We start from the raw sequence: 18,904 nt of genomic DNA on the forward strand, positions 1-18,904 counted from the left end.
TGATTCCCACGCTCACGGGCATGTTTCTTATTCAAAGTTCTTTCAGGGCGGAAAGCAGGGTGTCCATCTCTTCATCGGTGCCAATGGAGATGCGCAGCCAGTTTTCAATGGCAGGGTTGGACCACCACCGCACCAGCACGCCCCGCTCCCGCAGGCCGTCCAGCAACGCCTTGGCAGGCTTGTCCGGGTGGGAGACAAAAAGGAAGTTGGCCTGGGAGGGAAGCACTGTATACCCCATCTCCTTCAGCCGCTGAACGGTATGCGCCCGGGTGGCCACTACCTTCTGGCAGGTTTGGGCGAAGTATTCCTCGTCCTGGATGGCGGCCTGAGCCCCCGCCTGGGCCAGCCGGTCCACCGGGTAGGAGTTGATGGAGTCCCGGACACAGCACAGGCCCTGGATCAGGTTCTCGTTTCCCATAGCCCAGCCCACCCGCAGTCCGGCCAGGGCTCGGGATTTGGAGGCAGTCTGAATGACCAGCAGGTTGGGATAGCGGTCTATGAGCCCCACAGAGCTCTCCCCACCGAAGTCCACATAGGCCTCGTCCACAATGACCACCACATTGGGGTTGGCCTGCAGCAGCTTCTCCACCACGTCCCGGGACACCCCCATGCCGGTGGGGGCGTTGGGATTGCACAGCACCACACCGCCGTTTTTCCCCATCAGCTCCTCCACAGGGGTGGAGAAGTCGGGGTGCATGGGTACTTGGCGGCAAGTGAGACCGAAGTAATTGGTATATACGGGATAGAAGCTGTAGGTAATCTGGGGAAAGACGATCTCTCTATCCGGATCAAAAAAGGCCTGGAAGGCAAAAGCCAGCACCTCGTCCGAGCCGTTCCCACAAAAGACCTGGTTGGGGTGAAGTCCCTCCCGCTGGGCAATGGCACGCCGCAGCTCCAGGCACCCCGGGTCCGGATAGAGGCGCAGCGACTCCCCGGCTGCCTGGGCAATGGCCTCCACAGCCTTGGGTGAAGGCGGATAGGGGCACTCATTGGTGTTGAGTTTCACAAAAGTGCGGCCTTTGGGCTGCTCTCCCGGCACATAGGGTACCGCATCCACAATGCGGCGGCTCCAAAACTCTTTCATCCCTGATTCTCCCCCTCTCGCTTCACCCGCTTGATGGCCTTTTCCGCCTTGGCCCGGGGAATCATCATCTCCCGCTGACAGCCCAGGCAGCGCAGCTTAAAGTCCATTCCCACCCGCAGCACCTTCCAGTCCCTGCAGCCGCAGGGGTGCTGTTTTTTCATCTCCAACACGTCGCCGACGTGGATATCCATGGGCATGGAATGCCCCTCCTCTCATTGGTGTTTGATCTTGTCCCAATAGGCCTTGGCCGTCTGCTCGGTTTTGTTGGGGCCGTACTCGTAGTACACCCGCCCCACCAGGGCGTCGGGCAGATATTGCTGCTGGACCCAGTGGTTTGGGAAATCGTGGGGGTAGAGATACCCCTGCTCTCGCTCAAACCCGGTGCCGTCGGCGTGGACGTTTTGCAGGTGGCGGGGAAAGTCCCCGGTTTTGCCCGCCCGAATATCCGCCATGGCGGCATTGATGGCGTCATGGCCCGAGTTGGACTTGGGGGACGTGGCCATGAGAATGGCCGCATCCGCCAGGGCCAGCCGGGCCTCGGGCATCCCCAACATGGTGGCGGCATCCACACAGGCTTTCACAATGGGAATCACCTGGGGATAGGCCAACCCAACATCCTCACAGGCAATGACCATCAGACGCCGGCAGGCGGACAGCAAGTCTCCCGCCTCCAACAGTCGGGCCAGATAGTGCACCGCCGCGTCTGGATCGGAGCCGCGGATAGACTTTTGCAGGGCGGACAGAATATCGTAATGCTGGTCCCCGTCCCGGTCATAACGCATGGAGGAGCGCTGGGCCACCAGCTTGGCATCCGCCATGGTGATGGTGCGCACACCGTTGGGGGTAGCAGCGGCGTTCATGAGCACCTCCACTCCGTTGAGGGCCTTGCGCACGTCTCCCCCACTGGCCTGGGCCAGGTACCCCTTCACACCGTCTTCAAACCGGCTCTCACCCCCCAGTTCCTCATCCATGAGCTTCACCGCCCGTTCCACAGCCGGGAGCAAATCCTCTGCGGTCAGGGCCTTGAACTCAAAGACGGTGGACCGGGACAAGATGGCGTTGAAGATGGTGAAATAGGGGTTCTCCGTGGTGGAGGCAATGAGGGTAATTTTCCCCGTTTCCATATAGTCCAACAGGGTCTGCTGCTGTTTTTTATTGAAGTACTGGATCTCATCCAGGTAGAGCAGCACCCCGTTGGGGGCCAGCAGGGTCCCCACCTGATCCATCACATCCCGCACATCGGCCAAAGAGGCGGTGGTGGCATTGAGCCGCCGCAGGGTGCGCCCAGACCGCTTGGCGATGATATCCGCCACGGTGGTTTTACCTGTCCCCGAGGGACCGTAAAAGACCATATTGGGGATATTGCCGCTGTCCACAATGCGGCGCAGCAGGCCATTCTCCCCCAAGATGTGCCGCTGTCCCACCACATGCTCCAGGGTCTGGGGACGAATTCGGTCTGCCAAGGGCTGATACATGCCCTGTACACCTCTCTTTCCTGGGAAATTCTCTTGTGACATTTTAGCACACAAAAGCGATTCCCGCAAGGGAGAGGATGGAGGTTAGTGGCAGCGTACCATTTGTCGGATTAGTCCCGCCACCGTGTGTACCTGCTGGGTGGTGTTGAACACGGAGAAACTCAGCCGCACCGTCCCGGTGTCCAGGGTCCCGGCAGTCTGGTGGGCCAGAGGAGCGCAGTGGAGCCCTGCCCGAACTCCCACGCCGTGGCAGGCCAGCCAGCTGCCTACCTCCTCGCAGTCCATCCCCTCCACGGTGATGGAGCACACCCCACTCTGGGCTTCATTGCCCCGGAAGACCCGCACTCCCTCGATTTCCTCCAAAGCGTCCATCATACGGCTACACAGGCAGTGCTCATAGGCCCCGATGCGAGCAATCCCTTTTTGACGGACAAAGCGCAGGCCAGCCAGCAGCCCCGCCGCTCCCGCCACGTTCTGGGTCCCCGCCTCCAGCCGGTCGGGGAGCACCTGGGGCATGGCCTGGTTTTTGGACTCGCTGCCGGTGCCGCCATACAGCAAGGGGGCGGGCAGCTCCTCCCCGCACAACAGAAGCCCTGTGCCCTGGGGTCCGTACAGCCCCTTGTGTCCTGGCATGGCCACGTAGGCCGCCCCCCATCCGGATAAGCTCACAGGCAAGCCCCCTGCGGATTGAGAGGCATCCACCAGCAGGGGCACTCCCTTCTCCCGGCATAGCTGGGCCAACTCCTCGATGGGCAGGATAAAGCCAAAGACGTTGGAGACGTGGGTGCAGATAACTACATCCACCCCCCGCTCCAACTCCCGCCGGAACGCCTCCAGCATCCCCGCCTGGTCAAACACCGGGGCCTGGGCCACCCGGAGGGTGATGTCTTTCCGGGCGCACAGGGGCCGTGTGACGGCGTTGTGCTCGTAGCCAGAGATAAGCACCGTGTCCCCCGGGCGCACCAGGGCGTGGATGGCCAGGTTGATTGCATGGGTGGCATTATAGGTGAGCACCACCCGGTCGGGGCTGGGCACGTCAAATAACTGGGCAGCGGTGTCCCGCAGTTCAAAGAGGGTATCGGCGGCCCGCATTCCCGCCCGGTGCCCGCCTCGGCCTGGGCTGGCCATATGGGTCATGGCCCAGGCGGTGGCTCGCGCCACCGTTGGGGGCTTCTCCATGGTGGTGGCGGCGCTATCCAGGTAGATCATACTTCCACCTCCTCATACTCCCCGTGCTCCAGCTGCTGATAGACCCCCCGAGGGTTGAGATGTTCCCCCCGCAGCAGCTGCAAGGCCCGCTCCAGCCATCGGCTGGACACTTTCACACAGTAGGCGCACCCCGCCTGGGCGATGAGCCTAGGGGCTCGCACCAGATAGGCGGAGATCCCCGCCCGCTCCAACAGCCGCACCCCGCGCTGGGCATAGGTCAGGGAGCGGCATACGATCAAGTAATATACCATAGGGTATCATTTCCCTTCCCGCTGGGTTTGGGTCCGCTCCCATAAAAAAAGATACGGACGCTCTTGCACATCCTATGCACAAGAGCGTCCGCAAGTGTCAGCGGTTCAAAAGCGCTACGGCGTGGGCGGCCATCCCCTCCCCACTGCCGGTGAAGCCCAGGCCCTCTTCCGTGGTGGCCTTGACGTTGATGCAGTCCTCTTCCACACCCAGCACCTGGGCGATGTTGCGCCGCATCTGAGGAATGTGGGGTGCCAGTTTGGGCCGCTGGGCCAGGATGGTGGCATCCACGTTGCCCACGGTGTACCCTTTCTCCTCCAGCATATCCCGTACCCGGGCCAAAAGGAGCATGCTGTCAATGCCCTCATAGGCGGGGTCGTTGTCCGGGAAGGCGTGGCCAATGTCCCACAGGCCAGCGGCCCCCAACAGAGCATCCATCACCGCATGAACCAGCACGTCGGCGTCCGAGTGGCCCAACAGGCCCATCTCCCAGGGGATGTCCACACCCCCCAAAATCAGCTTACGCCCGGCTACCAGGCGATGTACATCGTATCCATGTCCCACACGCATCATTGATTCCATCCCTCCAAAATCACCCGAGCCACCGCCAGATCCGCCGGGGTGGTCAACTTGATGTTATTCCGGTCCCCTTCCACCAGGGACACCGGCATACCCAGCCGCTCCACCGCCGAACAGTCGTCGGTGAGCGGGGCGTTGTCCAGCAGCGCCTTGGCCAGAGCCCCCCGGATCAGGTCGGCGTCAAATACCTGGGGGGTCTGCACCGCAAAGAGGGTAGCCCGGTCCGGGGTGTGGTCCACCACACCGTTGTGAGCCACCTTGACGGTGTCCTGCACGGGAATGGCGGGAGCAGCTGCGCCCGCCTGGGCGGCCTGATCCACCACCCGCTCCATCACTTGAGAGCTCACAAAGGGGCGGGCTCCGTCGTGGATGCCAATGAGTTTGGCATCCTGGGGCACCTCCATGGTACCCAGTCGGGCAGATTCCACTCGAGTGGCTCCCCCACGCACCACGGTTTTCACCTTACTAAGGCCCAATTCCCGGCACAGATTGGCCACCGCGCCCACTAGGTCCTCCCGGGTGACCACCACCACCTGATCCACCCGAGAGCTGCCCTCCATAGCCAGCAGGGTGTGGGCCAGCACCGGCTGACCCTCCAGCTCCAAAAACATTTTATCCTGTCCCATGCGCTGGGATGACCCCGCCGCTACCACCACCATGGTGCAGGTGGGCTCTTGGGGCTTTCGTTTCCGTCCAAACAATGACATAGTTTTTCCTCCAGGGTGAAAAAAGGAGCCGGTCGGCTCCTTTTTTTGATTATTGGTGCAGAACCTTGTTGACCCGCTCCTCTACAGCCTCATAGGGCATGCTCTGGGCCAACACCAGCTCGGAAATGAGAATTTGCTTGGCCGAGTGGAGCATTTTCCGCTCCCCGGTGGACAGACCCTTTTGGGTCTCCCGCATCATCAGGCCCTTAACCACTTTGGCCACTTCCAGCAGATCCCCACTTTTGATGCGCAGCATATTCTCCCGATACCGACGGTTCCAATTTTGGGTCATGTCCACTTGGATGTCTTCCATTGCCGTCAGAATGTGGGTGGCCTCCTGGCCAGACACCACGGGGCGGACGCCAATCTCATCGCTGTGCTCTGTGGGAATCATGACCATCATGCTTCCGGCAGACAGCTTGAGCAAATAGTAGTCCTGGACTTTGCCCGCAACTTTTTTGCGGACGATGGAGTCAATGACTCCCGCCCCGTGCATAGGATGTACCACCTTATCACCAATCTGATACACGATTCCACCTCCCAAATATGTATAAACTCACAAAGTTAGTATACCCCTTTTTCCTTTGCAATGCAAGTGGGCGTGGAATTTTTCCATGTCGTTTACCCGGAATTGACAAAAGGCGATGTTGCCGCCTTTTGGTGCAACATCGCCTTTTCTTATTTTACGTAATTGCGCAGCACGCCGATGTGGGAGATTTCCACCTCCACCACATCGCCCGTCTGCATGGGCCCGATGCCCGCAGGCGTTCCCGTGGCCACCACGTCACCGGGCTCCAGGGTCATGGAGGCGGTGACAAACTCCACCAGCTCCGGGATGGGAGTGATGAAATCCCGGGTGTTTCCCTGCTGCACCACTTCCCCGTTGATGCGGGTGGTCACATCCAGCTCGGTGGGGTCAATCCCATCCACCACCCAGGGGCCCACGGGGCAGAAACCGTCCATGGACTTGCCTCGCGTCCACTGTCCGTCGTGCTTTTGCACGTCCCGGGCGGTGACGTCATTGAGGCAGGTGTAGCCCAGCACGTACTCCTGCCAATCTGCAGCGGAAATCTTGGTGGCGCGGCGGCGGATCACCACCCCCAGCTCCCCTTCATAGTCCAGACGCTGGACAAAGGCCGGGGGCGAAATCTCCCCTTCCGGGTGGTTGAGGGCGTTGAGCCCTTTCATAAAGAGGACGGGAAATCCCGGGGGCTCTGCCCCCATTTCCCGGGCGTGCTCGGCGTAGTTTTTGCCGATGCACACCACCTTGGTGGGGGTACAGGGGGCCAGCAGCTGGCACTCTGACAGAGGGAGGCTGCCCCCATCGTACTCCACCCCCTCATAGGGGGCCTGGGCGAGGGTTTTCACCTGCTCCCCTTCCACCACGCCCCATTGGGGGCCATGCTGGCCTTGGAAACGCACGTACTTCATACCTCAGCCCTCCATATGGTTGAAAATCAGCTCCAACAGCTCCTGCTTGCCCTCTCCCTTCTCCGCAGAGAAAGGAATCACCGGCACCTCATCGGGCAGCTCCAGGGTGTCACGCACCCGCTGAAGGTTGGGGGCAATTTCGCTCTTTTTCAGCTTGTCCAGCTTGTTTGCCACCACCACATAGGGCTTATCGGTGGTGAGGAAGAAGTCGCTCATCACCTTGTCGTCTGCCGTGGGCTTGTGGCGGGAGTCCACAATGAGAATGCCCAGGGTCATCAGAGAGGTATCGGCAAACCAGCCCTCAATGAGCTTGGCCCACCGAGCCCGCTCGGCCATGGACACCTTGGCGTAGCCATAGCCGGGCAAGTCTACCAAATAGAGCTGCTTGTCAATGAGAAAGTAGTTGATGTGGGTGGTCTTTCCGGGAGCAGAACCCACCCGGGCAAAGTTCTTACGGTTGAGCAGACGGTTGATCACCGAGGACTTGCCCACGTTGGACCGTCCGGCAAACACCACCTGGGGCAGGGTATCCCGGGGAAAGTCGGCGGGCTTAGCCGCCGAGCGGACAAACTCCGCCTGGTTCAAATTCACCTTCATATCTCACACCTCACTGGCACAAATTCACCGCCACACCAGGGCTCTTGCCCGGGTCAGGGGTGATGATGGTCTGACAGGTCTGGTCGGCAGCGCACTCCCCCACCAGGGCATAGGCCAACACCTGGTCGGCGCTGGTCACCGGGAGGAACTTCAAGCTCTCCCGCACCAGGGGGTCGATCTCCTCCAGGTCCTTCACATTGTCCTGGGGCAGAATCACGGTGGACATGCCGTTGCGCAGAGCGGCCATGGTCTTTTCCTTCAATCCGCCGATGGCCAGCACACGGCCCCGCAGGGTCACCTCTCCAGTCATGGCCACATCTCCCCGCACCGGCACTCCGGTGAGGGCGGACACCATAGCGGTGGTGATGGCGATACCAGCGGAGGGTCCGTCCTTGGGCACGGCACCCTCGGGGAAGTGGACGTGAATGTCCTTATCCTTGTAGAAGCTGCCCTCCAGCCCCAGCTGCTTGGCACGGCTGCGAATGAAGGACAGAGCGGTGCGGGCGGACTCCTTCATCACGTCGCCCAGGTTACCGGTGAGCTCCACCTTTCCGGTACCATCCACCACGTTAACCTCCACCTCCAGGATCTCGCCGCCCACAGAGGTCCAGGCCAGGCCGTTGACCACGCCCACCTGGGGCTGACCGGCGGTCTTGTCCTTGGCGTAGCGGCGCACGCCCAGATACTCCTGCAGGTTGCCGGGATTGATAGGCACGGACTTCACCTCTTCCCGCACCAGCTTCATGGCGGCTTTCCGGCACAGCTGGTCCAGCAGCCGCTCCAGGCGGCGCACGCCGGACTCCCGGGTATAACCGGAGATGATCTGGCGCAGGGCCTCGTCGGTGAGCTTCACCTGGCTGCGGGTGAGTCCGTGGGCTTTCAGCTCCTTGGGCCACAGGTGGCGTTTGGCAATTTGCAGCTTCTCCTCGTCGGTATAGCTGCCGATTTCAATGATCTCCATACGGTCCAGCAGGGGCCGAGGGATGGTGTCAGTGGTATTGGCGGTGGCAATGAACAGCACATCGGACAGGTCAAAGGGCATTTCCAGGTAGTGATCCCGGAAGGTGGCGTTCTGGTGCACGTCCAGCACCTCCAGCAGTGCAGCGCTGGGGTCGCCCCGGTGGTCGCTGCCCACCTTGTCCAGCTCGTCCAGGACCAGCACCGGGTTGACGCTTCCCGCCTGACGGATGCCGGCAATGATGCGCCCAGGCATAGCCCCCACATAGGTTTTGCGGTGGCCTCGAATCTCAGCCTCGTCGTGGACGCCGCCCAGAGAAATACGGGCCAGCTTCCGGTTCATGGCCTTTGCCACGCTCATGGCAATGGAGGTCTTACCCACACCGGGAGGGCCTACCAGGCAGAGTACCTGGCCCTTGATGTCCGGGGACAGCTGCTTGACCGCCACAAACTCCAGAATGCGCTCCTTCACCTTCTCCAGACCGTAGTGGTCGGTCTCCAGAACCTTGGACACCGTGGCCACGTTGGCCCGCTCTTTGGTTTTTACCATCCAGGGCAGCTCCAGGCAGGTGTCCAGGTAGCCCCGGAGCACCGAGGCCTCGGCAGAGCCATAGGGCTGCTTTTCCAGATGTTTGATCTCTTTGTTCAGCTTCTCCCGCACTTCGTCGGGAAGTTTAGCCTCCCGCACGCGCTGGCGGTACTCGGCGATCTCATCCCCGTCATCCCGGTCGCCCAGCTCCCGCTGGATGACCTTCAACTGCTCTCGCATGTAGTAGTCCCGCTGGTTTTCTGCCATCTGCTCCTGGACTTTTCCCTCCAGTTCGCTTTCCACCTGGCGAATTTCCACCTCCCGGGCCAAGATCCGGGCCAGCTTCTCCAGGCGGCGGGTGGGCCGCAGCTCCTCCAGAATCACCTGCTTGTCCTCAAAGCGCAGAGGCATATTCTGGGCGGCATAGTCGGCTATGTAGGCGGGATCATCGCTGGCCAACAGACGCAGGTACACCTCCGGGGACACTCGGTCGGACAGCTGGGTGTATCGCTCCACCATGGAATAGATCTGGCGAATAAGGGCCTCGGTGCGAGGGGTGTTCTCCTTGGCCCCGGGCACTTCCTCCAAAAGCTCCAGCTCTGCGGTGAGGTAGGGCTCGGTGGTGAGCAGCCGCAGCATTCTCCCTCTGGTTTTGCCCTCCACCATCACCCGCACATTGTTCTCCGGCAGGCGAAGAATCTGCTTGACGGTGGCCACGGTACCCACGGTGTACAGATGCTCCTGGGTGGGCTCCTCCACCGCCAGTTCCTTCTGGGTCACCAGGAAAATCTCCCGGCTGCCCGCCATGGCCTGCTCCAAGGCCCGGATGGAAATCTCCCGGCCCACGTCAAAGTGGAGCAACAAATTGGGAAACACGGTGATGGCCCGCAACGCCAGGGCTGGCATGGCCACAATCTCGTGTTCGTTCTTGGTCGTCATATTGGATTCCTCCTTTCCTTCCCCTCTCGCAGAAGGGATGGTTGATGGTCAAAAAGGGGCGAGCCTGCGCCCGCCCCTTTTGTATTTATGTCAAGATGCGTTGCCCTTGCCTTTGGCCTGGCTGCTCATCTCTCGCAGGGCGGCAGCGCCCAGGCGGGGACGGGCCGGACGGCCCTCCTCCCGCACCACCAGAGGCTGCTCCTCCCCACGGATGGCCGCAGGGGTGATGCTCACCTTGGCAATGGTGTCATCCGAAGGCACATCGTACATCACCGGAGTCATCACTTCCTCCAGCACCGCACGCAGGCCACGGGCGCCGATCTTCCGCTCCACAGCCTTCTTGGCCGCAGCCTCCAGAGCCTCGGGAGTGAACTCCAACTCCACGTTGTCGTACTCCAGCAGCTTCTGGTACTGCTTGACCAGGGCGTTTTTGGGCTCAGTGAGAATCTGCACCAGCTGCTTCTCGTCCAGAGCCTTCAGGCCGGTAATCACCGGCAGACGGCCCACCAGCTCGGGGATGATGCCGAACTTCAGCAGGTCGTGGGGCTGCACATAGCGGAAGATATCCTCCTGCTCCCGCTCGGCGGCGGTACGCACCTGGGCGCCAAAGCCGATGGTCTTCTGCTCCATGCGCTGCTCGATGATCTTCTCCAGACCATCAAAGGCGCCGCCGCAGATGAACAGGATGTTCTTGGTGTCAATCTGCAAAAACTCCTGGTGGGGATGCTTCCGGCCTCCCTGGGGCGGGACGTTGGCCACGGTCCCCTCCAGAATCTTCAGCAGAGCCTGCTGCACGCCCTCGCCGGACACATCTCGGGTGATGGAGGTATTCTCGCTCTTGCGGGCGATCTTATCAATCTCATCCACATAGATGATGCCACGCTGGGCCAGTTCAATATCGTAATCTGCCGCCTGCACCAAGCGCAGCAGAATGTTTTCCACGTCGTCGCCCACATAACCGGCCTCGGTGAGGGTGGTGGCATCGGCAATGGCAAAGGGCACCTTCAGCACCCGGGCCAAAGTCTGGGCAAAGAGGGTCTTGCCGCAGCCGGTGGGGCCCACCAGAAGGATGTTGCTCTTTTGCAGCTCCACCGAGTCCCCGCCGCCAAAGTAAATCCGCTTATAGTGGTTGTATACCGCCACGGACAGAGCGATCTTCGCCTGCTCCTGGCCAATGATATACTCGTCCAGAACCTCACGAATCTCCCGGGGGGTGGGGATCACGTCGGGCATTTCCAGACTGTCCAGTTCCGGCTCCTGCTCCTCGCCCAGAATGCTCAGGCACAGGTGGACACACTCGTTGCAAATGTATGCCCCAGGTCCGGCAATGATACGCTCCACCTGCTCCTGATGCTTGCCACAAAAGGAACAGCGAACGGTTTTATACTCATCTCGAGCCATAAATGGAATACCTTCCTTTCGGAAACGTGCTAAAGAGCGAAGACATGTCCTGTCTCCGCCCTTTGCACCATCAACGATTATAAATGACCTTGTCAATCAGGCCATAGGCCGCTGCTTCTTCGGCGGTCATGAAATTGTCGCGCTCACAGTCAGCGGTGACCTGCTCCACGTTCTTGCCGCAGTTGTCGGCCAGAATCTGGTTCATCCGCTTTTTGATGATTTCCAGACGCTTGAGGTGGATGGCCATATCCGTGATCTGGCCCTGGGTGCCGGCGGAGGGCTGATGAATCATGATCTCAGCGTTGGGCAAAGCCAGACGCTTGCCCTTGGTACCGGCAGAGAGCAAAAACGCACCCATGGAGGCGGCCATACCCACGCAGATGGTGGACACGTCACACTTGATATACTGCATGGTGTCATAGATGGCCATGCCGTCGGTGACCGAGCCGCCGGGGCTGTTGATGTAGAACTGAATGTCCTTATCGGGGTCCTGGGCCTCCAGGTACAAAAGCTGGGCCACCACCAGTGCGGACGTGGTGGCATTCACCTCTTCGCCCAGAAAAATGATGCGGTCGTTGAGCAGGCGGGAGAAAATGTCGTAAGAACGCTCTCCACGGCTGGTCTGCTCCACAACATAGGGAACTAAACTCATGGAAACCTCTCCTTTGTCACTGGAAATCAGTTCCAGTATACCCAATGGCAAGGGAGGAATATTCCTCCCTTGCCATAAAAATCTTTACTCAGCCTGAGCCTCGGTCTCAGCCTCTTCCTTCTTCTTGGCGGGCTTCTTGGCGGAGGACTTCACCAGCTCCAGAGCCTTCTTGGAGGCCAGGTCCTGCTTCATGTCGTCCACGTTGGTGACCTCACGGACCTGCTCCTCGGTGACGTTGAACTGCTCAGCCAGGCGCTTGACCTCGGCGTCCAGCTCCTCCTGGGAAACCTCGATGCCCTCAGCCTTAGCCACGGCATCCAGCACCAGAGCGGTGCGCACAGCGCGGTCAGCGGCGGTCTTAGCCTGGGCGCGCACGTCGTCCATGGACAGACCCATGTACTTCAGGTAGTCCTGGAAGTTCAGGCCGCTCTGCTGCATACGCATAGCCTGCTCCTCCACCATCTTGTCGGCGCGGTACTCCACCATGGCCTCGGGCACGTCGCACACCAGGTTCTCCAGCAGAGCGTCGATGACAGCAGCCTCGTACTCACGCTCGGCCTGCTCCTGACGGCGAGCCTTCAGCTTCTCCTTCAGGTCCTTCTTGAACTCGTCCAGAGTGTCGAACTCGGACACGTCCTTGGCGAACTCGTCGTCCAGGGTGGGCTCCTGACGCTCCTTGACCTCGTTGACCTTCACCTTGAAGACCACGGCGGCGCCAGCCAGATCGGCGGTGTAGTTCTCGGGGAAGGTGATGTCCAGGTCCTTCTCCTCACCGGCCTTCATGCCGATGACCTGCTCCTCAAAGCCGGGAACAAAGCTACCGGAGCCCAGCTCCAGGGGATAGTTCTCGCCCTTGCCACCCTCGAAAGCCACGCCGTCCTTGAAGCCCTCGAAGTCGATGACAGCCACGTCACCCTTCTTGGCCTTGCGCTCCACGCTCACCAGACGGGAAGCGCGGTCAATGAAGGGCTTCATCTCAGCCTTAACGTCAGCAGCGGTGACCTTCACCTCGGGCTTGGCAACCACCAGGCCCTTGTACTCCTTCACGGAAGCCTCGGGCTGCACGGTGACCAGAGCCTTGAAGGTGAAGCCGTCCTTGCTGATCTCCACGATCTCCAGCTTGGGGTAGGCCACGGGCACAATGCCAGCCTCCTTCAGAGCGGCATCATAGGCAGCGGGATAAGCCTCCTCCACAGCGTCCTCAAAGAACACCTGCTCGCCGTACATCTTCTCCACCATCTTGCGGGGAGCCTTGCCCTTGCGGAAGCCGGGGATCATGATGTTCTTCTTCTGCTTGTTGTACACCTTGTTGATGGCGGCGTCAAACTCAGCAGCGCTGACCTCGATGACCAGCTCAATGGCGCTGTTTTCTTTTTTCTCGTTGCTCTTGATGTTCATGTATACGTTCCTCCAACTTAGCCCAGCCATAGGCTATGGGCTTTCTTTCTGATAAATCCAATCCATTCTATCAGATGCGATGGAATATTTCCACCCTTTTTTTTGCTAATCCAAAATTTTTTTCGGGCGGAAACCGATGTAGTCGGCTGCCACCAGCTGGTAAGCCACGCTTCCCTGCACTCCTTCCACCGCCAAACGGTGGCTGGGGCCGTGGAGATGGCCATAGCAGCACACCTTTACCTGGTACTGCTCCAGCAGCTGCAAAATCTCCGGACACTGGTATCCCTTGTACAAGGGCGGATAGTGGAGAAAGCAGTACTTTTCCGCCTCTCCCGCCGCTTTCAGCGAGGTTTCCAGGCGCATGACCTCCCGGCGAAACACCTTCCCCGAGGGGGCATTGGCCTGCTCCTCATAAAACCAGCCCCGGGTGCCGCACAGGGCCACATCCCCGTAAAAGGCACAGTTGTTGTGGAGAATGTGCAGACGATCCAGGCCGTTTTCCCGGAAAAAGGTGTTCATTTTCGAGGCTGTGTTCCACCAGTAGTCGTGGTTGCCCTTCAAAATCCACTTCTCCCCCGGCAGGCGGGAGTTGAGAAACTCCAGGTCCTTTTTCGCCTCCTCCAGGCTCATGCCCCAGGACAAATCTCCGCACAGCACCACCGTGTCGTCGTCGGACACCTGGGAGAACCCCTGCTCCAGCTTGTCCACATATCCTTCCCAGCTGCCCCCGAACACTTCCATAGATTTGTTGGAGCCCAGGGACAGGTGGGTATCTCCAATGGCATACAGAGCCATTGCCTCACTCCTTACTTGTCAACATTAGCGCAGGTACTCCAGCACCTGGTCCAGCATCCCCTCTTTCTCGGTCACCGTGTCAAAGCGCACCTGCTTGTCCTTGAGGCTGGCCAGGGGCTTGGGTACCTCCACCCCGGTGAGCCTCGACAGCTGGTCCAGAATCTCGGTGCCGGGGGCAAATTCGTGCTCACCCAGGGCCTCCAGCACGCTGGAGCAGAACTTGAAGGGGCTGGCGGTGGACACCACCACCGTCACGGTCTCGTCCCCGGTCTCCTTGCGGTACTCCTCCAACACATGGAAGGCCACAGCGGTGTGGGGATCAATGAGGTAGTTGTGCTCCTTCCACACCTTGGCAATGGTCTCCTTGGTCTGAGCATCGTCACAGTATCCGGCGGCAAATGCCTGCTGGAGCTTAGTCTTGATAGCGGGGCTCACCTCGTAGCGTCCCTCCTGAGCCAGCTGCTCCATGTAGGAGGCCACCTGCTGGTCATCCCGGCCGGAGAGCTCAAAGAGCAGCCGCTCCAGATTGCTGGAGATGAGGATGTCCATGGAGGGAGACAGGGTGTTGTGGAAGGGGCGGTTGCGGTCGTACACACCGGTGCGGATGAAGTCGGTGAGCACGTTGTTCTCGTTGGATGCACAGATGAGGGTCTTAATGGGCACACCCATCATTCTGGCATAGTAGGCGGCGAGAATGTTGCCGAAATTTCCCGTGGGAACGCAGACATTGATCTCCTGGCCCTGCTCAATGGCCCCCTGCTTGCGCAAATCGCAGTAGGCGGAAATGTAGTAGATGATCTGAGGCAGAACACGGCCCCAGTTGATGGAGTTGGCCGAAGACAGGAAGTAGCCACGCTCGGCCAGCTGCTGGGCCAGCTCCTCATTGGAGAACAGCTTTTTGACCCCAGTCTGGGCATCGTCAAAGTTGCCCACCACGGCGCACACGCCCACATTGCTGCCCTCCTGGGTCACCATTTGCAGCTGCTGGATGTCAGACACGCCGTCCTTGGGGTAGAAGACCAGAATTTTGGTCTTGCTCACATCCTTAAAGCCTTCCAAAGCGGCCTTGCCGGTGTCGCCAGAGGTGGCCACCAGGATGCACACCGTCTTTTTCTCGTCGTTTTTCACCAGAGAAGCGGAGAACAGATGGGGCAGCATCTGCAGCGCCATGTCCTTAAAAGCGCAGGTGGGGCCGTGCCAGAGCTCCATGCAGTGGGTGTTCTCATCCACAGCCCGCACCGGGGCCACATCCAGGTGGGAGAACTTCCCGCCGCCGTAGGCGGCCCGGGCATAGGCGGTGAGCTCAGAACTGGAGAAGCCCTCCAGGAATCCAGCCAGCACGTACACAGCCCGCTGCTGGTAGGACATGTCCTTCAAACTCTCCAGGGCATTCCCCGCCAGACGAGGCATCACCTGGGGGGTCATCAGACCGCCGTCGGGGGCCAATCCCTTGGAAATGGCCTGAGCTGCGGTCATACGCAAATGGTTGTCTCTTGTGCTCAGATAATTCATGATTGTCTCACTACCCCCATTAGATTATTGTAAAACAGGTCGTGTAAAAACCCTTCTTGATATCCACAGCGGAGGAAATATTCATACAAATCCTCCAGGCGGGTGATGTGGGCCAGAGGGGCAATCAGCTCCGCTCCATCCCAGTCGCCACCCAAAGCCACGCATTTGGCCCCGCCCAGATCCAGCATGTGATCCAGGTGACGCCGCACATCATCCAGCCCTTCCTTTCCTCCCACAAAATTCCGGTAGAAGTTCAGGCCAATGACACCTTGGTGTTTTATTATGGCAGTAATCTGCTCATCCGTCAAGTTTCTTGTGTGCTCCCACACCGCCCGGGCGTTGGAGTGGCTGGCCAAAACAGGTCCCTCCTGCACCTCCATCACATCCCAGAATCCCGCCTCCGACAGGTGGGATACATCCACCAGCATGCCCAGCTCTCCCATGCGAGAGACAAAGACCCGGCCCAAAGCCGTCAGACCCTGGCTGGGGTTGTCACAGTGGGAGCCGCTGAGGGCATTTTCGTGGTTCCAGGTCAGGTTCACCGCGCACACCCCTTCCCGGTGGGCCCACTCCAGCCCCTTAAGGCTGCACCCCAGCAGTTCCGCCCCCTCCACCGAGAGAAAGGCGGCGCATTTGCCAGCCTCATTGGCCTCCCGAGCCTGGAGGGCGGTGGTGCAATGGGTCACCATATGGGAGTAACACTCCATTTGCCGCCGGAAGTAGCCCAGCTGACACTTACAGGTGGCCTCCAGGCACTCCCCGCCCACGTAGCCCTTGGCCGACCACAGAGCAAAAATCTGGGCATAGCCCCCAAAGGTGTCCAGAGCGGAGGACAACTCCAGCGCGCCGGTGTTGTAGGGCAACTCCTCCCCCATGGACCAGCAGCGGTATATCGTGTCACAGTGTCCATCCATCACTATCAACCGATTCATTCCCACTCACCTCTAAAAAGCATTTTCCAGATAGTTTATGTGGGGATGTCTTGTCCCAGTCCCCTGGGGCGCGTAAATCTCCGCCACGTCAAACCGGGGCTGGAGCTTGGTGGGATGCGCTTGCAGGTAGAGCAGGGCCGCAGAGCGCAGTTTTTGCTGCTTGGAGTAGGTCACCGCCTCCCGGGCGGCCATCAAATCCCCATTGCGCCGCAGCTTTACCTCCACAAAGGCCAGGTACCGACCCTTGGAGGCCACCAGATCCAGCTCTCCCATGCGACAGCGGTAATTCATGTCCAGAACCTCATACCCACGCTGGCGCAAGTAGTTGGCCACCTGGGTCTCTCCCCACTTGCCCAGCAGTCGGGCCTCTCCCCCGCCCCTCACAGCTTTTTCAAGAAGCTGCGGCGGTGGATGGGACAGGGGCCGTACTGGCGCAACAGCTCATAGTGGAGCTTGGTGGGATATCCCTTGTGCTTTTCAAAGGCGTACTGAGGATAGGCCTTGGCCATCTCCTCCATGTACCGGTCTCGGCTGACCTTGGCCAGAATGGAAGCCGCCGCGATGGAAGCGGAATGGGCATCCCCCTTCACCACCAGCTGGTGGGGCGTGGTGATTGCACAGCAGCTGCCGTGGTCCCGGTTGCCATCCACCAGCACCATCTGGGGGGCTGGGTTCAACTGATCAATGGCCCGCTGCATGGCCAGCATGCGGCTGTTGAGAATGTCCAGCTGGTCAATCTCCTCCGGCTCCACCCAAGCCACACTCCAGCTCACCGCCTGCTCTCGAATGAGGTCAAAGAGCAGGTCCCGCCGCCGAGGGGTCACTTTCTTAGAGTCGTTGAGGTAGGGTAGCTCCGCCCCTTGGGGGAGAATCACCGCCGCAGCGTACACCCGCCCAGCCAAGGGACCTGCCCCAGCCTCGTCCACGCCAGCCAGAACTTCCACCTGGCTCTGGACTCGAACCTGTGCATCCCACTGGTACAGGTCCACCGGTTCCACATCCTTATTCATGGACATCCTCCGGCCGCTCCATGGTAAACCGGCCCAGCTTGCCGCCCCGGAACTCGTCCAGCAGCACCCGGGACATGCGCTGGGTATCCACCTCGCCGCCGGAAATGAGCATACCGCGCTTGCGGGCGGCCATCTCCAGCAGCTCCCAGCCTGCCTTTCCCTCCATGTCTTTGAGCTTGTACCGCTCCTCCAACACCCCGGGGTAGTGGGCGCTGAGTAGTTCCATCAAGCCACAGGCCAGCTCCTCGCTGTCCAAAATCTCGTCTCGCACAGCGCCTATAAAGGCCAAGTGCATGCCAGTGGTCTCGTCCTCAAATTTGGGCCACAAAATGCCGGGGGTGTCCAACAGGTCCAGCCCCTGATCGATGTTCACCCACTGCTTGCCTCGGGTGACACCGGGCCGGTCCCCCGCCTTGGCGGATTTCCGCCGGGCCACCTTATTGATAAAGGTAGACTTGCCCACGTTGGGCACGCCCACCACCATCACACGCACCGGGCGGCCCACCTGGCCCTTGGCCTTCCAGGCCTCGATCTTCTCCCGCAGGGCCTGCTTGACCACGTTGGAAAACTGGTTGACCCCCTTGCCGGTCTTGGCGTCCGTCTCCAGCACGGCGTAGCCCTTCTGGCGAAACCAGGCCATCCACTGGGCGGTCACCGCCGGGTCAGCCTGGTCGGCCCGGTTGAAGATGATCATCCGGGGCCGGTCCCCCACCATGGAGTCAATGTCTGGATTTCGGCTGGAAATGGGAATGCGGGCGTCTACCACCTCCGCCACCATGTCCACAAACTTCACATCCTCTTCCATCTGCCGGCGGGTCTTGGTCATATGGCCGGGATACCATTGGATGTTCATATACCTCCCCTTTCTCCGGAAGCGGTGCTCCCGGCGTTGCTATGTTGATTTGATTTATTATACTAAATTCTTTTTCCCAGGAAAAGAGGGAAAGACAAAAAAGGAGCGGATTTTTCCGCTCCTTTTTTCGTGCAATTTATGGAATTACAGATCTTCCTTGACCTTAGCAGCCTTACCCACGCGGTTACGCAGATAGTACAGCTTGGCGCGGCGCACCTTACCACGACGGACGGTCTCCACCTTCTCGATGGTGGGAGCGTGCAGGGGGAACACCTTCTCCACGCCAACGCCGTAGGAAACACGACGCACGGTGAAGGTCTCCTCGATGCCACCGTGCTTCTTAGCGATGACGGTGCCCTCGAAAACCTGGATACGCTCACGGTTGCCTTCCTTAACACGGATGTGCACGCGGACGGTGTCACCCACGTTGGCCACGGGAGCCTCTTCCTTCAGATACTTCTGGCTAAATTGCTTCAGCAGTTCCATTGATATTTCCTCCTCATATTCAGGCGTTCGTGCATCATTTTAAGTATGTGCAGAGGACCACCCTTTTTCAGACCGAGTTATTTTACCATACCCACCAGAAGAAAGCAAC

Annotated in this window: 21 protein-coding genes; all 21 read right to left on the reverse strand. The window is 59.9% G+C overall.

All coding sequences use genetic code 11. The features are described from left to right. Nucleotides 1-31: 31 nt before the first annotated feature. The 21 genes from hisC to rplS all read right to left on the reverse strand — a co-directional run bounded on the left by hisC (nucleotide 32) and on the right by rplS (nucleotide 18,795). Nucleotides 32-1,084 (reverse strand): histidinol-phosphate transaminase, encoded by a 1,053-nt coding sequence (gene hisC, locus B5G37_RS04995; RefSeq protein WP_087254851.1) that lies wholly within the window; start codon nucleotides 1,082-1,084, stop codon nucleotides 32-34. Next, nucleotides 1,081-1,275 (reverse strand): DUF951 domain-containing protein, encoded by a 195-nt coding sequence (locus B5G37_RS05000; protein ID WP_087255099.1) that lies wholly within the window; start codon nucleotides 1,273-1,275, stop codon nucleotides 1,081-1,083. Before B5G37_RS05000 ends, hisC begins: the two co-directional genes overlap by 4 nt. A 21-nt stretch (nucleotides 1,276-1,296) precedes the next feature. Further along, nucleotides 1,297-2,559, reverse strand: coding sequence for a replication-associated recombination protein A (locus B5G37_RS05005; RefSeq protein WP_087254854.1), 1,263 nt, complete (start codon nucleotides 2,557-2,559; stop codon nucleotides 1,297-1,299). Between the two features lie 84 nt (nucleotides 2,560-2,643). After that, nucleotides 2,644-3,768, reverse strand: a complete 1,125-nt coding sequence (locus B5G37_RS05010; RefSeq protein WP_087254856.1) for an aminotransferase class V-fold PLP-dependent enzyme — start codon at nucleotides 3,766-3,768, stop codon at nucleotides 2,644-2,646. Continuing rightward, nucleotides 3,765-4,019 carry a DUF3343 domain-containing protein gene (locus B5G37_RS05015; protein ID WP_087254860.1) on the reverse strand — a complete coding sequence of 85 codons (255 nt, stop codon included), beginning with the start codon at nucleotides 4,017-4,019 and terminating at the stop codon, nucleotides 3,765-3,767. The genes B5G37_RS05010 and B5G37_RS05015 overlap by 4 nt, the downstream gene beginning before the upstream one ends. A 97-nt stretch (nucleotides 4,020-4,116) precedes the next feature. Beyond that, on the reverse strand, nucleotides 4,117-4,587 hold the full coding sequence (gene ispF, locus B5G37_RS05020) for a 2-C-methyl-D-erythritol 2,4-cyclodiphosphate synthase (protein ID WP_087255102.1): 471 nt from the start codon (nucleotides 4,585-4,587) through the stop codon (nucleotides 4,117-4,119). Beyond that, nucleotides 4,587-5,303: a 2-C-methyl-D-erythritol 4-phosphate cytidylyltransferase gene (gene ispD, locus B5G37_RS05025; protein ID WP_087254864.1), complete on the reverse strand. Its 717-nt coding sequence runs from the start codon at nucleotides 5,301-5,303 to the stop codon at nucleotides 4,587-4,589. The genes ispF and ispD overlap by 1 nt, the downstream gene beginning before the upstream one ends. A gap of 49 nt (nucleotides 5,304-5,352) precedes the next feature. Next, nucleotides 5,353-5,832: a CarD family transcriptional regulator gene (locus B5G37_RS05030; RefSeq protein WP_087254867.1), complete on the reverse strand. Its 480-nt coding sequence runs from the start codon at nucleotides 5,830-5,832 to the stop codon at nucleotides 5,353-5,355. A 149-nt stretch (nucleotides 5,833-5,981) separates the two neighbouring features. Then, nucleotides 5,982-6,734 (reverse strand): fumarylacetoacetate hydrolase family protein, encoded by a 753-nt coding sequence (locus B5G37_RS05035; protein ID WP_087254869.1) that lies wholly within the window; start codon nucleotides 6,732-6,734, stop codon nucleotides 5,982-5,984. A 3-nt stretch (nucleotides 6,735-6,737) separates the two neighbouring features. Then, nucleotides 6,738-7,331 (reverse strand): ribosome biogenesis GTP-binding protein YihA/YsxC, encoded by a 594-nt coding sequence (gene yihA, locus B5G37_RS05040; protein WP_087254872.1) that lies wholly within the window; start codon nucleotides 7,329-7,331, stop codon nucleotides 6,738-6,740. A 10-nt stretch (nucleotides 7,332-7,341) separates the two neighbouring features. After that, nucleotides 7,342-9,756 (reverse strand): endopeptidase La, encoded by a 2,415-nt coding sequence (gene lon, locus B5G37_RS05045; protein WP_204217859.1) that lies wholly within the window; start codon nucleotides 9,754-9,756, stop codon nucleotides 7,342-7,344. A gap of 90 nt (nucleotides 9,757-9,846) precedes the next feature. Continuing rightward, nucleotides 9,847-11,157: an ATP-dependent Clp protease ATP-binding subunit ClpX gene (clpX, locus tag B5G37_RS05050; RefSeq protein WP_087254874.1), complete on the reverse strand. Its 1,311-nt coding sequence runs from the start codon at nucleotides 11,155-11,157 to the stop codon at nucleotides 9,847-9,849. A 70-nt stretch (nucleotides 11,158-11,227) separates the two neighbouring features. Further along, on the reverse strand, nucleotides 11,228-11,809 hold the full coding sequence (locus tag B5G37_RS05055; protein WP_087254877.1) for an ATP-dependent Clp protease proteolytic subunit: 582 nt from the start codon (nucleotides 11,807-11,809) through the stop codon (nucleotides 11,228-11,230). An 84-nt stretch (nucleotides 11,810-11,893) separates the two neighbouring features. Continuing rightward, nucleotides 11,894-13,207 (reverse strand): trigger factor, encoded by a 1,314-nt coding sequence (tig, locus tag B5G37_RS05060; protein WP_158099351.1) that lies wholly within the window; start codon nucleotides 13,205-13,207, stop codon nucleotides 11,894-11,896. 105 nt (nucleotides 13,208-13,312) lie between these two features. Further along, entirely contained in the window at nucleotides 13,313-14,002 is a 690-nt protein-coding gene (locus B5G37_RS05065) for a metallophosphoesterase (RefSeq protein WP_087254881.1), read from the reverse strand. A gap of 24 nt (nucleotides 14,003-14,026) precedes the next feature. Further along, entirely contained in the window at nucleotides 14,027-15,514 is a 1,488-nt protein-coding gene (gene thrC / locus B5G37_RS05070; protein ID WP_087254884.1) for a threonine synthase, read from the reverse strand. Then, nucleotides 15,511-16,446 (reverse strand): membrane dipeptidase, encoded by a 936-nt coding sequence (locus B5G37_RS05075; protein ID WP_087254887.1) that lies wholly within the window; start codon nucleotides 16,444-16,446, stop codon nucleotides 15,511-15,513. The genes thrC and B5G37_RS05075 overlap by 4 nt, the downstream gene beginning before the upstream one ends. A gap of 12 nt (nucleotides 16,447-16,458) precedes the next feature. Continuing rightward, nucleotides 16,459-16,830, reverse strand: coding sequence for a YraN family protein (locus B5G37_RS05080; protein ID WP_087254890.1), 372 nt, complete (start codon nucleotides 16,828-16,830; stop codon nucleotides 16,459-16,461). Further along, nucleotides 16,827-17,456 (reverse strand): ribonuclease HII, encoded by a 630-nt coding sequence (locus B5G37_RS05085; protein ID WP_087254893.1) that lies wholly within the window; start codon nucleotides 17,454-17,456, stop codon nucleotides 16,827-16,829. Before B5G37_RS05085 ends, B5G37_RS05080 begins: the two co-directional genes overlap by 4 nt. Continuing rightward, nucleotides 17,449-18,309, reverse strand: coding sequence for a ribosome biogenesis GTPase YlqF (gene ylqF / locus B5G37_RS05090; protein WP_087254896.1), 861 nt, complete (start codon nucleotides 18,307-18,309; stop codon nucleotides 17,449-17,451). The genes B5G37_RS05085 and ylqF overlap by 8 nt, the downstream gene beginning before the upstream one ends. 144 nt (nucleotides 18,310-18,453) lie before the next feature. Further along, nucleotides 18,454-18,795, reverse strand: coding sequence for a 50S ribosomal protein L19 (rplS, locus tag B5G37_RS05095; RefSeq protein WP_087254899.1), 342 nt, complete (start codon nucleotides 18,793-18,795; stop codon nucleotides 18,454-18,456). Nucleotides 18,796-18,904 lie beyond the last annotated feature (109 nt).

Source organism: Pseudoflavonifractor sp. An85, from assembly GCF_002161235.1.
Taxonomy (GTDB): Bacteria; Bacillota; Clostridia; order Oscillospirales; family Oscillospiraceae; genus Enterenecus.

Bases quoted from the DNA above. Each gene is read 5' to 3' on its own strand.
- rplS (WP_087254899.1), bottom strand. From the start codon at position 18,795: ATGGAACTGCTGAAGCAATTTAGCCAGAAGTATCTGAAGGAAGAGGCT.
- B5G37_RS05015 (WP_087254860.1), bottom strand. From the start codon at position 4,019: ATGGTATATTACTTGATCGTATGCCGCTCCCTGACCTATGCCCAGCGC.
- tig (WP_158099351.1), bottom strand. From the start codon at position 13,207: ATGAACATCAAGAGCAACGAGAAAAAAGAAAACAGCGCCATTGAGCTG.
- ispF (WP_087255102.1), bottom strand. From the start codon at position 4,587: ATGCGTGTGGGACATGGATACGATGTACATCGCCTGGTAGCCGGGCGT.
- clpX (WP_087254874.1), bottom strand. From the start codon at position 11,157: ATGGCTCGAGATGAGTATAAAACCGTTCGCTGTTCCTTTTGTGGCAAG.
- B5G37_RS05055 (WP_087254877.1), bottom strand. From the start codon at position 11,809: ATGAGTTTAGTTCCCTATGTTGTGGAGCAGACCAGCCGTGGAGAGCGT.
- B5G37_RS05075 (WP_087254887.1), bottom strand. From the start codon at position 16,446: ATGAATCGGTTGATAGTGATGGATGGACACTGTGACACGATATACCGC.
- B5G37_RS05065 (WP_087254881.1), bottom strand. From the start codon at position 14,002: ATGGCTCTGTATGCCATTGGAGATACCCACCTGTCCCTGGGCTCCAAC.
- B5G37_RS05000 (WP_087255099.1), bottom strand. From the start codon at position 1,275: ATGGATATCCACGTCGGCGACGTGTTGGAGATGAAAAAACAGCACCCC.
- ylqF (WP_087254896.1), bottom strand. From the start codon at position 18,309: ATGAACATCCAATGGTATCCCGGCCATATGACCAAGACCCGCCGGCAG.
- hisC (WP_087254851.1), bottom strand. From the start codon at position 1,084: ATGAAAGAGTTTTGGAGCCGCCGCATTGTGGATGCGGTACCCTATGTG.
- B5G37_RS05085 (WP_087254893.1), bottom strand. From the start codon at position 17,456: ATGAATAAGGATGTGGAACCGGTGGACCTGTACCAGTGGGATGCACAG.
- lon (WP_204217859.1), bottom strand. From the start codon at position 9,756: ATGACGACCAAGAACGAACACGAGATTGTGGCCATGCCAGCCCTGGCG.
- B5G37_RS05035 (WP_087254869.1), bottom strand. From the start codon at position 6,734: ATGAAGTACGTGCGTTTCCAAGGCCAGCATGGCCCCCAATGGGGCGTG.
- thrC (WP_087254884.1), bottom strand. From the start codon at position 15,514: ATGAATTATCTGAGCACAAGAGACAACCATTTGCGTATGACCGCAGCT.
- yihA (WP_087254872.1), bottom strand. From the start codon at position 7,331: ATGAAGGTGAATTTGAACCAGGCGGAGTTTGTCCGCTCGGCGGCTAAG.
- B5G37_RS05005 (WP_087254854.1), bottom strand. From the start codon at position 2,559: ATGTATCAGCCCTTGGCAGACCGAATTCGTCCCCAGACCCTGGAGCAT.
- B5G37_RS05010 (WP_087254856.1), bottom strand. From the start codon at position 3,768: ATGATCTACCTGGATAGCGCCGCCACCACCATGGAGAAGCCCCCAACG.
- ispD (WP_087254864.1), bottom strand. From the start codon at position 5,303: ATGTCATTGTTTGGACGGAAACGAAAGCCCCAAGAGCCCACCTGCACC.